Here is a 13,692-nt window from a genome sequence, read left to right on the forward strand (position 1 = left end):
TCATGACAATCGAAGTCAAGGGAACACGATCGGAAACCTCGGCTCAACCGCCGGCGGAAAAATTCAATTTCTTCAACCCAAAGCAGCGGCTGACAATGCTCCCCGTCCATGTCGGAGCCGTCATCATAATGGTTGCACTCTATGTCCGCAGTTTTTTCGATTCTGTGGTGGTGGACGCCCAAGCGGACCCTTCACGCACAAAAGACAAACCCGAACCAGAGCCTGACGAGCACAGAATGCGCGAGCATTCCGATGTGCGGGACCATGCCAAGCAGGAAGAAGCTTCGAGGGCCGGGCGCATCGTCGATTTCGGCAAGGAGAACCCCAGTCAAGAGATCGACTGGTCGCCCGCTGCCCTGCTCGCAGACACAGCTACGCCATTCCGGTTCACGCGATTTTCGTTCGAAATTACCGGACTGTCCGCATTTCCCTCGGCCTACCGCATCACCTCGTCGAACGACAACCGCCTTGCCCAATCTTCCAGCAATAATGTAGACGAGGTCCCGACAGTTTCCGACCCCCAAAGCAATCGCGACGAACCGGAGATCACGGATAGTGGCCCGTCCGTCCCGCCCGGGGCCACAAAATCCAATCGTGCCCCCAAGCTCGAAGGTCCGGTGCGTCTAAACGATGTCTTTGCCGGCCAGGCCGTCCTCTTCAGTCTCTACCATCTGCTGTGGGGGGCAACAGATCCTGACGGCGACAAACTCACTGTTGAAGATGTCAGCGCTGACACGCTCCCGCTCGACGCCGTCGAGGGAGGCTGGCGCGTTACGACCGTCCCCGGCATGCTTGGCCCGGTAACGCTAACCTATTCCATCACCGATGGTGAAGCTGTTGTCTGGCAGACGGCGCATTTCAATATCGTGCGTAAAACCCATACCCTCATGCCGGACAACGACCTATTTGTCGGATCACCTTTCGACGACGATATCGACGCGTTGGCCGGCGATGACATCATCGATGCTATGGCTGGCAATGATCTGGTGGTGGGCGGCGCGGGCAATGATCACATCATGGGCGGTGCGGGAGATGATGTCCTTTATGGCGGAACGGGCGACGATGTTTTGCTTGGCGGCATTGGCAACGACATCCTCTATGGAGGCCAGGGCGCAGACCGCCTTTTCGGCGAAATGGGTAACGATACCCTGTACGGCGAGGATGGCGACGACTATCTCGATGGCGGCGCAGGCAACGATATACTCGAAGGCGGTGAGGGGCACGATTTTCTGTCCGGCGGCACTGGCAGCGACATTGTCTTGGGAGGAGCCGGCAACGATCGATTATACGGAGATGACGGTGACGACGTGCTTGATGCGGGCACCGGTAATGATCACCTTGAAGGGGGCAGCGGCAACGATATCCTGCGTGGAGGTGCGGGCAACGACGTCGTCAAGGCCGGAAAGGGCGACGATGTCGTGATCGGAGGCGCTGGCGACGACGATTATGACGGTGGCGAGGGCTACGATCTCCTCGATTATTCCGAAAGCGCCGAAGAGTTACTGATTCACACCGGAATGGGGCAGGCAAGCGGCAATTCCATAGGCGACGATCAGTTCAGCGGCTTTGAAGAAATCATTGGCGGAGCCGGCAATGACCTGTTCGTAATCAACGGATCAGCGCATGTACTGTCCGGCGGACGCGGCCGGGACACCTTCGTTTTCGAGGTTACCGACAACAGACCAGCCCTGAGCGAAGATTTGGTTCATGATATTCTTGACTTTGTCGTCGGCGACCGCGTTCGGGTGCGCGACTACGACATCAGTCGGGAAGCGCGCACGACTGAACGTGACATGTTCAGAACGGTTTATAACGACAACGACGATAACTGGCTGCGCTCTGAGTTTCCGATTCTTGTGACCCACGGCCAAGTCGAGGGAACCGACGTAACGATCCTGGCGGCCGACATCAACGGCGATGCTGTCATGGATTTCACCATCAACATCTTTGGCCTGCATCTCAACTATGTCGCCGACACGCTTTCGGCTTGAGTAGCGCCTGTCAGGAGCCTGATCATGACTGCCATCGAAACCGCAAACCTCAACCATGGGCGCGCAAAGAGCGGCGCTGAGCGCTATTCGTTCAGGGGCCGAGTGGTATCTGCCACAATATTGGGCGTGCTTCTTATTGGTGGCGTTGGGGGCTGGGCTGTTACCGCCCCGCTCTCGAGCGCCATCATCGGGGTTGGCACCGTGCTTGTCGATGAAGACATCAAGCTCGTTCAGCATCCAGATGGCGGCGTCGTAAAATCCATTGCCGTCCGCGAGGGTGACTTTGTGACCGAGGGTCAGGTGCTTGTGCGCCTTGACGACGCGCAAATCCGCGCCGAGCGAACGATCCTCCAAGGACAGCTGGCCGAGCTCGAAGTCCGCCAGGCGCGACTTTTGGCAGAGGCCAACAGCACTGCTAATATGGTCCTTTCTTCCGAATTGCTTGTTGCCTTTCCCGCAGCGGCAAGAATCTTTGAAGGCGAGCAACAGGTCTTTGCCGGCAATCTGGCGCGCCATCAGTCTCAGCGTGAACAGCTGGCTCTCCAGATCGCTCAGCTCAACAGAGAGATCGAGGGCCTGGAATTTCAAGTCACGGCTACCCGGTCGGAACTTGAGCTGGCTCGCGCCGAACTCGTGCGATTGCGCAGACTGGCCGAGAACAACCTTGTCGAGACCGCGCGGGTCTCGGCTGCCGAACGGGACGTGGTCCGGCTTCAAGGCCAGACAGGCGACCTCAATACGTCCATTGCCCGGGCGCGTGTTCGGATCGCCGATGTTGAGCTTCAGATCCTCGACCTTGACGGCACGCGCCAGACTGACGCCCAGCGCGAACTGCGTGCTGTTGAAGCCCAGATCGCCGAAATCGAGGAACGCCTGGGCGCCGCCGAAGCTCAATTTGCGCGTACCGAAATTCTTGCCACTGCAACAGGTGTGGTCAACGAACTCAACATCGCGACCATCGGCGGTGTCATTTCTCCCGCGGAGCGCATTGCAACGATAGTGCCTGAGGATGCCGATCTTACCATCGAGTTTCGGGTTGCGCTCAACGATATTGACCAGATTCATGTCGACCAGCCGGCGACCCTGCGTTTCAGTGCGTTTAATCATCGTACCACGCCGGAAGTGGAGGGCACGGTAACAAGGATTTCTGCTGCCACCCAACAAGACTCCCAGACGGGTGAGAGCTATTACGTTGCCCAGGTCCATGCCCAAGACACCGAATTGGCTCTCGGCTCTGGCCAACTCGTCCCCGGCATGCCGGTGGAAGTTTTCGTTGAGACCGAGCAGCAGACCGCTCTTTCTTACTTCCTCAAGCCGTTTACAGATCAAATCACGCGCGCGTTCCGAGAAGAGTAAGGGTGCATTAATTTGCTTTTTATCAAAAGGCACTAGTCCAAAGTCTAGTTTATTTGGTGAGAATTAATCACATTTTGCAAAATGCACCTTGTATTGATTATTTACTGTTTGTTTACGATTAAATATGGTTTTCTGTAAGGAGGGACAGAAGAGTAAAAAGGGGGAGCGATGATGACACCTCGCCTAAAGCTGGCATTTGTGGATGATCACCCGGCGATGCTGCGCGGACTTATTTCCGTGTTTGAGGACTATGCAGAATATCAAGTCATCGCGACCGCGGCCACGGCAGACGGCGCTCTTGAAATCGTGCAACATGAGGCGCCAGATGTCATTTTCCTGGATCTATCGATGCCAGGGGACGTCTTTGGCACGATCAAATTGATAGCAAGCGGGCATACAGCGACCAGAGTCATAATCTATACGGCTTTCTCCAGTACGGAGTCTGCTGTCAGGGCGATGGATATGGGTGCCATCGGCTTTGTGCTGAAGGGTGGCCCCATGGCCGAACTCACAGAGGCGCTTCGGTCCGTTGTATCCAATGAATTATACATCAGCCGCCAGTTCGCTTCGAACGTACTGTCCGGCCTGCGCGAACGCAGCAAGCGGCGCGAGATCAACGACGCCGTTCGGCTCAACCTTCGGGAAAAGCAGATTGTCGCTCATCTTTTCGAGGCCAAGACCAACAAGGAAATCGCCCACCACCTCAATCTGAGCGAGAAAACCATCAAGCACTACATGTCCGGCCTCATGCAAAAACTCAAGGCCCGCAATCGCGTGGAAGTCGTTATCGCCGCGCGCCGGCAACAGGAAGCTCAGAGGTCTGGTGCAACGCAGTAGGGGATGGGATTGGTCTTTTTTTGGTAGCGCGGTTCGCTTGATCAGGGCAGCCGGCCCACCCTGATCGTTCATCCCCGGAAATTCCGCATCCGGGTGGTCCAAAGTCGGGGAGTAGCTCAGTGACACGGTAGGTCGGATCGTCGAACAACATGAAGGCGCTGCGTTGGGTGAAAATCAATCAGGCATCAAGTCGGCGATGCTGATTGCAATGAGCAAGTTTTCATCCCATCCGGGTAATTTGACCTCGGTCGGCAGGTAAGATTGTGCCAGGAACTGGGCAGGCTCTTTGTACAGTTTGCCGAAGCGCAGATCGGGGTTGCGGGTCTGTAGATGGGCATGGTCTAAACCTAAGGCGACTCAGCACAGGCAGGGATTGAAGCGTCCCATATAAATGTTGGTCCGCTGCAATGTATTTCAAAAAAGCCCAGCAACCGGCTAAGGGCCGTGGTGGCCTTTCCCGTAGCCTAGACAGCGGCGAAAAGGGGGATCGCATCCCGGATGTCGGCTTTCCCAATGCCTTGCCGGAACCGGACCGACCGCAATCGGCCCCGAAATCGATGGAAGTGTGAGCTCTCAATATTCGCATTAGAGTACCCGCCGCAGAGAGTTATACAGTCGCCAGCTGCCTGACGGCATAATCGGCAGCGTCGTCGAACGGGTGCAGTATGACGCTCGCGCCCCGGCTGATCAGATCCTGAGTCTCTGCCATCGTCTGTACGGAAAGGAAGACTTTTCCCTGATATCCGGATGATGTCAGTCCGTGTAGCAGGGCCAGTTGAGGATCGGCCTCCGTAAGCGCGCCACGTTCGCGCGGAACAGCGCTTACAACAGCGCGAACTTGCTCAAGATTCAAATGAGCCAGGAAATCGGGATCGGTCGCGTCACCGTACTCAGCATCAAGGCCCAGTCGACGCCATGCAGCAACCGCCTCAGGATCAAAATCCACCCCCAGCGGTCGAAAACCGAGTTCCTTGAGACGTATACCAATACGACTCCCGTACCGGCCCAATCCGAATACGACAAAGTCGTGCCTGGCCAAAGATACTGTCTCGCTGTCATTTTCACGATAGGGCGTTCGACGTTCGAAAATGCCGAGGTAAGGCTCAAAAAGCTGATAGAGCCTGTGTGACCACGTGATCATGTAAACCGACACGGCAATGGTCACGAGGCCAACCAGCGTCACCAACCCCAACGCGTCTTCAGTCACGTGGCCAAGCGCCAGTCCCATCGCCATAAATATCAAAGAAAACTCAGATATCTGCGCCACAGTTAAGCCCGCAAGAAAGCCGGTTCGTTTGCGGTAGCCTAAGGCACCCATGATCGCGAGCACGATCATGGGGTTGCCGATAAGTACGAACAACGAAAGAGCTACGGCCGGTAGGATTTGGTCGCCCAAGCTACCCAGAGACAGGGAGGCGCCAAGATGGATGAAAAAGAACAGCAAAAGGAAATCGCGTAGGCTCGATAGTTGCGAGTTGATGGCATCGCGGTATTGAGTGGATGCAAGGGATACGCCTGCGAGAAGTCCGCCAAGTTCCTTTCCCAATCCGAATGCATCGGCCGCCGCCGCAAGGCCGGCGGCCCAGCCAACGGCGAATATCACGAGAAGCTCTGGCGACCGGGACATCAGATTGAGAAGGGGGGTTGCGACATGGCGTGCGAACACGATGACCCCAGCAAGAAGACCTATGCCGCCGCCCATAACCAGAACAATATCTTGGAAGGTTCCTCCATCATCACCGGCGCCGACTCCGATCGCGGATAGCAGTACCATCGCGAGCACGACAAACAGATCCTGAACGATCAGAAACCCCAACGCGATCTTACCGTGCAGTGCGCTTATCTCCTGCTTGTCCGACAGGAGCTTCACGATGATGATCGTCGATGAAAAAGTCAGCGCAATGGCGACATAAAGGCTGGTCAGCCAGTCGACCCCAAGGAGTAGGCACAGCAAGAAGCCGAAGAAGGCGGTGAAGGTCACCTGTCCAAGACCGGTAGCGACGGCAACCTTCCCTAGGCTTCGGATCAGGGTCAGATCCAGCTTCAGCCCGACCAGAAAGAGCAGAACAGCAATCGAAATCTGGCTGAGCGTCTCAATAAAATCTGTGGACGATACCAGTCCGAGCAGGTCTGGGCCGGCCACCACGCCAACGGCTATGAAAGCAACCACGAGTGGTTGCCGCAGGACGAGCCCGAGCAAACCAAGCGCCGAGGCCATCAGTACGAGCAAGGCGATTTCATAGAATATGCCATCGATCATGTGACGCATCTTCCTGCAACAAGGATCCCCTGACAATGGCCTTCGGCGCAGGCAGACCCATTTCGAAAACGAGACGCGTCACCGGAGTTAGAGCCAATATCCGCGCACTCCACCAGGTGCACGGTGAATTGGATCAGTGCTTTCCCGGAACGATGCTTTGCATCAGGATAAGTATTGGTTGCCGGCCCTGATACGAACGCCTCCCGGTGGACTCTGAATGTCGGTTTTCTGCACTTCCTCGCCAGAACCGGCCAGTCTGGAATCGGCCCCAAATTGTGCCAATGCCTCGGCGCAGCGGATCCTCTGCTGGTGACCGGCATGAGATAGTTTTAGGCGGGCAGCTTGCAGCGACCAAGTAGAGCATGCAGACGTTCGCGTTGGCTTTTGTCATGCAGACGACCGGGCGTCGAGGCGGCGTGACCGGGCAGCACTGTTTCAGCATAACCTTCAGGGGCTTGCCGTAAGTTTAGTTACCGTAGATGCTCAGTATCAGACTTTGGGAAGCTTTTCAGGTTGATCTGTCGCTATGGGGGAAACAAAAAACGCATCTGAAGTCAGCGACTTTCTGCTGGAACTATACCATGATGCGTCTGAATGCAGGCCGGAGGAACTTCGCCTGCGGGTGCTGAAAAACCTACAGCGCTTCATTCCTTTCGATTTCGGGGTGTGGGGCGGTGGCTGGGCCAATGGCCGGCTGGTTACGGACCTGACGGTTCTCAATCAAAGCGAGGCGATATTGGGCGAATGGGACTCTGTCGCCCAGGAGGATGCCTTCTGTGACCTGACGCTCAATAGTCTCGGCACGACCGCCCGTTTCGATGACGTTCCAAACTATCGCGCAAGTCTGGCCTTTAATGAGCATTGGCAGCGCTTCGATGCCACGCACATGATGGCGACGATCGTCGGGGAAAAGACGGACGGCTATGTTAGCTTCGTGGGTCTGTGCGCGGAAAATAGACCGATGACGTTCTGCGATACCCAGCGCAGGTTCAAGCAGCTGCTTATGCCACATCTATCGCAGGCGCTGCGTATGAACCGTGAACTGTGGACCGGTCGCGCGGCACTGGAACATGAAGCGATCGCGCTGATAGACCGGGAAGGTTGGGTGCTGTGCACACAGGGGCCCTTTGACGATTTTGCCGAACACGAATTGGGTGGGCGCATAGCGCAACTACCCGCTCACGTCATGGACACGCTTAAACGTGGCAATCGCTGGCGGGGCGAAATGCTGGATGTTCGATTGTCCCCGTTCGGCAGCAATTATTTCGTCCACCTGTCAATCCATCCCGCCCTTTCGAGTTTGTCTCCGCGTGAACGTGAGGTCGCTGGATTGTTCGCCTCCGGCATGACCACCAAGCAGGTGGCGCGTGCCTTGGGTACATCACCATCCACAGTGCGCAATCAGGTCGTGCGCATCTACGAAAAGCTCGGCATCTCCAGCAAAGCGCAGCTCGCGACACTTGCCGGCGGTAAGTAACCGCCGTGCTGCGCTGCCAATAGAGCAAATGCTCTATTTTCAATCGAGCCTGGACGCGATTACCTTCAGAACGCGCGCCAGACGAGAGCGGGCGCAATTGGGGGATGCATGTGGGATTTCAGTGTTGGCAGGGCAATTGGTCTGATGATGCAGACCCTGCCTTTCGTTGTGCTTAGGATGGCCGTCTATTTCGTTATTACCTTGGCCTATATCCTTGTGACGGGCACAGGCGCGGGAATCGGGTTTGGCGTAGGCGCCCTGGGCGATGCTGGCTTTCAGACCGGTTCGACATTCTGGGGCGGCCTGATCGGTTTCGGTATTGTCGGGGCCGTCATGTATTGGGCGCGCGAATATATCCTCTACATCGTTAAGGCCGGCCATATCGCCGTGCTGGTAGAGTTGATCGATGGTAAGCAGCTGCCCGAGGGGCGCTCGCAGGTCGAGCATGGCAGGGTCGTTGTGACGGAGCGGTTCGCGCAGGCCAGCGTGCTGCTTGCAGTCGATCAACTCATCAAAGGCGTGTTGCGAGCGGTCACCGGGCTGATCCGCGGTCTACTCACCATTTTGCCGATACCGGGCGTCCGGCAACTGACCGGCATCCTGCATGCCTTTCTACAAGTGGCGGTCGGATTTATCGACGAAGTTATCCTTGCCTACGCCATCAGGACTGGCTCGACCAATCCGTGGGCCTCGGCCAAGGACGCGCTGGTGCTTTATGGGCAGAACTACAAGGTCATGCTCAAGAATGCCGCCTGGCTCTCCATCATCGTCTATCTCCTGAGCTTTGTGGTGTTCCTCGTCATGCTCGCGCCCGCAGCACTGGTTGTCTACCTGATGCCGGGCGCGTGGGCGGCAGGCGGGTTCGTCTTTGCGCTTCTGTTCGCTTGGGCGGTCAAGGCTGCGCTTTTAGAGCCGTTCGCCATTACCTGCCTGATGCAGGTCTATTTCAAGACAATCGAAGGCCAGCAACCCGATCCCGAATGGGATGCACGGCTTGAACAGATGTCGGGCAAGTTCCGCGACCTCAAGACGCGTGCATTCGGCAGCCAGGCTCAACCTGATGCCAGCGCCCAACCTGCCTGACACGACACTGCGAGGGAAATTTGATCATGAGACTTTTCGCGCTCCTGCCGCTGGTGCTCGCCTCGAGCTTGGTGCCGTCTATCGCAGCCGCATCCGAGGATGTGGTGGTCGTTTACGACGGCTCGGGTTCGATGTGGGGGCAGATCGCTGGCGTCGCCAAGGTCGAGATCGCGCGAGAGGTCATGGGTGATCTTATCGCCACCTGGCCCGAGGGCGCAAACATAGGGCTCGTGGCCTACGGTCACCGGCGCGAAGGAGACTGCTCCGACATCGAGACCTTGATTGCACCGTCCCCGCTGGACAGGGCGACCTTCATTTCGACGGTCAACGGGGTCACGCCGCGCGGGCGCACGCCGCTCACCGAGTCCGTTCGTCAGGCCGCCGATCTGCTTTCCTATCGCGACACGCAGGCTACCGTGATCCTGATTTCGGACGGATTGGAAACCTGCCAGGCCGATCCTTGTGCGCTCTCGGCAGAGCTGGCGCAGCAGGGAGTGAACTTTACCGCCCATGTGGTCGGCTTTGATCTGACCGAAGAAGAGCACGCCGGCCTTGCCTGTATTGCGGAGAACACGGGCGGGGTGTTCGTGCCTGCGCAAAATGCCGATGAGCTGCGCGATGCGCTGGCTCATGTGCAAAACGTTGTCGACCTTCAGCCGCTCTCTCCGCCCCAATCCGTAACGGAGCCTGACCCCGTACCGGAACAGCAGGTCGATGCCGAGATCGAGCTTGACGTGCCCGCTACAGTGGTCACCGGTGCCAGCTTCACCGTCGCATGGTCTTCCACGATCGACCCGCAGGATTATATCACCATCGTTCCCGTTGGGGCGGATGAAAACACTTATGGCAACTACCAGCGGGTGTACGGCAATACAGAGAGTAGCCTGACTGCGCCCGCCGAACCGGGACTTTACGAGGTGCGCTATGTCCTGGACGAGGGCACACGCGCATTGGGTTCTACCCCGGTGGAGGTTGTCGAAGCCGAAGTCTCAATCTCCGCTCCCGACGAAGTCACGACAGGTGCCAGTTTTGATGTTTCGTGGTCGTCTTCTATTCATCCCCAGGACTACGTCGCCATCGTTCCTGTGGGCGCGGATGAAGGCACCTACACCAATTACCAGCGCGTGCGTGACCAGACGGAAGGCAGCTTGACTGCGCCTGCCGAGCCGGGGCTCTACGAGGTGCGGTATGTGCTGGAGGAAGGCGCGAGAACGCTGGCGTCGAACCCGGTGGAGGTGATCGAGGCCGAGATATCTGTTTCGGCCCCGGAAACGGTCACGACCGGAGCGAGCTTCACTGTTGCCTGGTCATCCTCGGTCCATCCCCAGGACTACGTGACCATCGTTCCTGTGGGCGCGGATAAAGGCGCCTACACCAATTACCAGCGCGTGCGCGACGACACGGAAAACAGCCTGACCGCCCCGTCCGAACCGGGACTTTACGAGGTGCGCTATGTGCTGGAGGAAGGCGCACGGACACTTGCATCAGCTTCTATCGAGGTTGTCGAGGCCGAGGTGATCCTGAACGGCCCGGATGTCGCGCGTGCACAAACATCGCTGCGCATCAACTGGTCTATGGCCATTCACCCCCAGGACTATATCACCATCGTTCCGGCTGGCGCCGATGAGGGAACCTATCGCGATTATATCCGCGTCAGGACTGACCTAGAGGGTGACATGAACGCACCTGCCGAGCCCGGCCTTTACGAGATCAGATATGTTCTGCAGGAGGGCGCACGCACGGTTTCCAGCCGCACGCTGGAAGTCGTTGGGGCTGACGCACCGCTCGATGATGGCGCGGGTCTGGTCGTTCCTGCGCAGGCCAGCCCCGGCGAGACCATCACCGTTTCCTGGTCGGATACCGCCGAGAGCGCCGACCAGCGCGTTTCGATCGCCCGGACCGATCAGGCCGATTTCGGCTGGATCGAAGCTCATCGCGTCGGCAAGGAAACTACACTCGAATTGACCATGCCTAATGAACCGGGCCGCTATGAGGTCCGGTATCTCGATATCGGCGGGCAGGCCGTTCTTGGCCGCGCCATCGTGGAGGTGGAATGATCGTGTTTGGGACCAGACAATCTCGCGGATTTGCCGTGGCCGCTATCGCCGTGGCGCTTCCTTTCTTCGCTTCAGTTGCTCATGCTCAGATCGACGGCCACGGTCCCGATGCGTGGCGCGTCATAGACGTTGGGGCCAACGATGTGCTCAATGCCCGCATGGGCCCGGGCACCAGTTATCCCGTTATCGAAACCTTCTCGCATGACGAGCGGGGTTTGCAGCAGATCACCTGCGTTCCGTTTTACACGATGGCGCATTTTTCGACGATGACCGAAGCCCAGATCGAGGCCCTGCCGCCGCGTTGGTGCCTCATGCGTTCAGCCGACATGAGCAAGGCGGGCTGGGTGGCGCAGCGTTACCTGATCGCCGATTTCGACGATGAAGTCCTTTTCGGGGATAGCGAGCCCGAAGAGGTGATGGACGTCACGAAGCTCCTTCCCGCGCCTACGACCGGTGCGCATGCGTGGTCAAGTGACGACCTGATCCATTACGCACGGGGGCTTGTCGCAACGCTCTATGAATATGATGATCCTGCTCGTGGGGTGAGCCATCGTGATCCGGCGGCACCCGACGTGTTTTTCTCCACTCATTTCAGAGACGCGCTGCGATCCCGCCCTCCCGGCGCGGACCTGCTCATTGGCGCGCAGGATTTCCAAGGCACCATTTCCGAACCCGTACCCGATCCTAATCAGCCCATGTTTCGGGGCATGATCACGATCAATGTCGAGGTTGTGAATTTCGGCCAGACGCATACGGTCGTCTTCCGGCTGCGCGGTGACACCACTCGGCCTGACGCCCCGCTACGCATCTTCCGCATCGAACACGACGGCTGGTCGTACCCGTAAGCGCATAAAAAGGACGTCTTCAATGAAACTGTATCCAGCGCCTATCCTGGCAGCATTCGGACTCACCCTGTGCCTGGCGCAGCCTGCGCTGGGCCAAATTGCAAAAACGGTGGTGGGTTCAGTCGAAGCTACGATCGGCGATATGGCCTATGCGGGCGAAACGCTCGATGTGCCCTCCGAGGGGACCTCGACCGCCGAAATTCGATCTTTTGGCCCGGTGACCTCTATCTCCATCCAGGCTCACGACCCCGAGGCCGACAGCCTCATGCGCAACGTCCTGACCATTGAGGTTTCGCTGATGGAAGGCAATGCCTCCGGCTTTGAACCGTCGGTTGCCTGGTGGCCGGAGGGGATGAGCCCGCCCTTCTATCTCAGCGAAGACAGCGGGAGGGCCCCCGAGATTGTCTTTGATGCGCTTTCTCTGGAAGACGAGGCCGCCGCCGCGCAGGGCAGTTTCTCGGCCGTCGTCTGCCGCAGGGAAAGCATGCTCACGGAAGCTGACACGAGCGACTGCCGTCAGGTCGAGGGCACGTTCGATACCGCCTTGCGCAAGGCCGATTGAACCATAACAAACCAGTCGCTTGCTCGTTTAATACTGGTGTCTGATGGGAACGCGGCGGCCCCTCATGGCCTACAATCACGTTCTGCACCGTGCGTAATAAGAGTGCGGAGGACGAGATAGCAAAACGTCGGGTGGACATGACGCGGTCGCCAATGACTACTGCACATGCAGGGTCCGGTTCCAAAAGCGAGGACTATTAACGCGAACGACCGGGATGGGGTCGGCAGCCGGATGGCCGCTTATCGAGCGATTTCGCCGAAACCGGACAGGCAGCAATCGGCCCCGCGGCTGCCGATCTCATCGTTTCTCTTTTGGCCAATCACGGCCAAAGGAGAACTGAAATGGGATACTCTCGATATGATGCCGCAGCCCGAGGACGGGCTGCATGGAATGCTGGAAAGACAGTCGGGACCAAACGCCCTCTTACGCAGAAGCAGATCTGGGCGGTCCGTTTCTTCCTGGATCGGGAGGGCCGGGTTCGAGACCGTGCCCTGTTCGACCTTGCCATCGACAGCAAGCTTCGCGGCTGCGATCTGGTCAAGATTAAGACTGGCGACCTAGTCACAGGGCCGGAAATTCGAACGCGGGCCATGGTCGTTCAGCAAAAGACCGGGCGGCCAGTTCAATTCGAACTGACCAGCGATGTGCGTGCCAGCCTGCTCTCATGGCTTGAGAAGCGAGGGGGCAGTGTCAGTGACTATGCCTTTCCGAGTCGTATTGACCACGGCAATCACATGAGCACACGGCAGTATGCCCGTCTGGTGGACGAATGGGTCACAGCCATTGGTCTTCGATCCTCAGACTATGGCACGCATTCGCTGCGAAGAACGAAGGCGGCGATGATCTACAAGGCAACCGGAAACCTGCGCGCCATCCAAATTCTGCTCGGCCACACCAAGATCGAGAATACCGTTCGGTATCTCGGTGTGGACATCGAGGATGCTTTGCTTCTGGCTGAACGGACCGAAATATGAGCTGGAGCGGTCATTCGCTCACCACGGATGACCGCTTCGTTCCACCGGCTCTAGGTTCACAGATGCTGGGAACCTGCCGTTCCCGCGACCAGCCCCTGAATGCAGCTATGTGGACAAAGCGCTAATTCGCTGCAGTTACTCGAACGACCGCTTCACGGTGAATCTAAATTCGTTCGGCAAAGCGCCTGATGCGTTGCACCAGGCGCCTCTTGTTCCTGTCACATCGCGTTACTTGATGGCGAGGATGTCG

At 57.8% G+C, this 13,692-nt stretch carries 10 protein-coding genes; 9 read left to right on the top strand and 1 reads right to left on the bottom strand.

Going from position 1 to position 13,692, the window contains the following annotated elements; genetic code table 11:
• Positions 1-2 precede the first annotated feature (2 nt).
• The 3 genes from ACN0TA_RS15055 (at position 3) to ACN0TA_RS15065 (ending at position 4,184) form a co-directional block, all read left to right on the top strand.
• Positions 3-1,991: a calcium-binding protein gene (locus tag ACN0TA_RS15055; protein ID WP_417584381.1), complete on the top strand. Its 1,989-nt coding sequence runs from the start codon at positions 3-5 to the stop codon at positions 1,989-1,991.
• A 24-nt stretch (positions 1,992-2,015) separates the two neighbouring features.
• Positions 2,016-3,347: an HlyD family type I secretion periplasmic adaptor subunit gene (locus ACN0TA_RS15060; RefSeq protein ID WP_417584383.1), complete on the top strand. Its 1,332-nt coding sequence runs from the start codon at positions 2,016-2,018 to the stop codon at positions 3,345-3,347.
• Positions 3,348-3,515: 168 nt separating this feature from the next.
• Complete coding sequence (locus tag ACN0TA_RS15065; protein WP_417584385.1) at positions 3,516-4,184, top strand: response regulator; 669 nt, start codon at positions 3,516-3,518, stop codon at positions 4,182-4,184.
• Between the two features lie 607 nt (positions 4,185-4,791).
• On the opposite strand, the gene ACN0TA_RS15070 is transcribed toward ACN0TA_RS15065, so the two are convergent.
• Complete coding sequence (locus ACN0TA_RS15070) at positions 4,792-6,444, bottom strand: cation:proton antiporter (RefSeq protein ID WP_417584387.1); 1,653 nt, start codon at positions 6,442-6,444, stop codon at positions 4,792-4,794.
• Between the two features lie 622 nt (positions 6,445-7,066).
• On the opposite strand from ACN0TA_RS15070, the gene ACN0TA_RS15075 reads away from it, so the two are divergent.
• From ACN0TA_RS15075 to ACN0TA_RS15100, 6 genes are all read left to right on the top strand, one after another.
• Positions 7,067-7,921 (top strand): helix-turn-helix transcriptional regulator, encoded by an 855-nt coding sequence (locus ACN0TA_RS15075; RefSeq protein WP_417584389.1) that lies wholly within the window; start codon positions 7,067-7,069, stop codon positions 7,919-7,921.
• A gap of 108 nt (positions 7,922-8,029) precedes the next feature.
• Positions 8,030-9,004, top strand: coding sequence for a hypothetical protein (locus ACN0TA_RS15080; protein ID WP_417584391.1), 975 nt, complete (start codon positions 8,030-8,032; stop codon positions 9,002-9,004).
• A gap of 26 nt (positions 9,005-9,030) precedes the next feature.
• The gene (locus ACN0TA_RS15085; RefSeq protein WP_417584393.1) at positions 9,031-11,061 is read left to right on the top strand and encodes a vWA domain-containing protein; all 2,031 of its coding nucleotides are present in this window, start codon (positions 9,031-9,033) and stop codon (positions 11,059-11,061) included.
• Positions 11,058-11,906, top strand: a complete 849-nt coding sequence (locus ACN0TA_RS15090) for a hypothetical protein (protein ID WP_417584395.1) — start codon at positions 11,058-11,060, stop codon at positions 11,904-11,906. Before ACN0TA_RS15085 ends, ACN0TA_RS15090 begins: the two co-directional genes overlap by 4 nt.
• Positions 11,907-11,928: 22 nt before the next feature.
• The gene (locus ACN0TA_RS15095) at positions 11,929-12,468 is read left to right on the top strand and encodes a hypothetical protein (protein ID WP_417584397.1); all 540 of its coding nucleotides are present in this window, start codon (positions 11,929-11,931) and stop codon (positions 12,466-12,468) included.
• A 341-nt stretch (positions 12,469-12,809) separates the two neighbouring features.
• A complete protein-coding gene (locus ACN0TA_RS15100) occupies positions 12,810-13,442 on the top strand; it encodes a tyrosine-type recombinase/integrase (protein ID WP_417584399.1) in 633 nt (210 codons plus the stop codon).
• Positions 13,443-13,692 lie beyond the last annotated feature (250 nt).

Origin of the sequence: Pelagibacterium sp. (assembly GCF_048264985.1) — a bacterium.
Taxonomy (GTDB): domain Bacteria; phylum Pseudomonadota; class Alphaproteobacteria; order Rhizobiales; family Devosiaceae; genus Pelagibacterium.

Coding starts and splice junctions, on each gene's coding strand:
- ACN0TA_RS15085 (WP_417584393.1), top strand. CDS start 9,031: ATGAGACTTTTCGCGCTCCTGCCGCTGGTGCTCGCCTCGAGCTTGGTG.
- ACN0TA_RS15065 (WP_417584385.1), top strand. CDS start 3,516: ATGATGACACCTCGCCTAAAGCTGGCATTTGTGGATGATCACCCGGCG.
- ACN0TA_RS15055 (WP_417584381.1), top strand. CDS start 3: ATGACAATCGAAGTCAAGGGAACACGATCGGAAACCTCGGCTCAACCG.
- ACN0TA_RS15070 (WP_417584387.1), bottom strand. CDS start 6,444: ATGATCGATGGCATATTCTATGAAATCGCCTTGCTCGTACTGATGGCC.
- ACN0TA_RS15080 (WP_417584391.1), top strand. CDS start 8,030: ATGTGGGATTTCAGTGTTGGCAGGGCAATTGGTCTGATGATGCAGACC.
- ACN0TA_RS15095 (WP_417584397.1), top strand. CDS start 11,929: ATGAAACTGTATCCAGCGCCTATCCTGGCAGCATTCGGACTCACCCTG.
- ACN0TA_RS15060 (WP_417584383.1), top strand. CDS start 2,016: ATGACTGCCATCGAAACCGCAAACCTCAACCATGGGCGCGCAAAGAGC.
- ACN0TA_RS15090 (WP_417584395.1), top strand. CDS start 11,058: ATGATCGTGTTTGGGACCAGACAATCTCGCGGATTTGCCGTGGCCGCT.
- ACN0TA_RS15100 (WP_417584399.1), top strand. CDS start 12,810: ATGGGATACTCTCGATATGATGCCGCAGCCCGAGGACGGGCTGCATGG.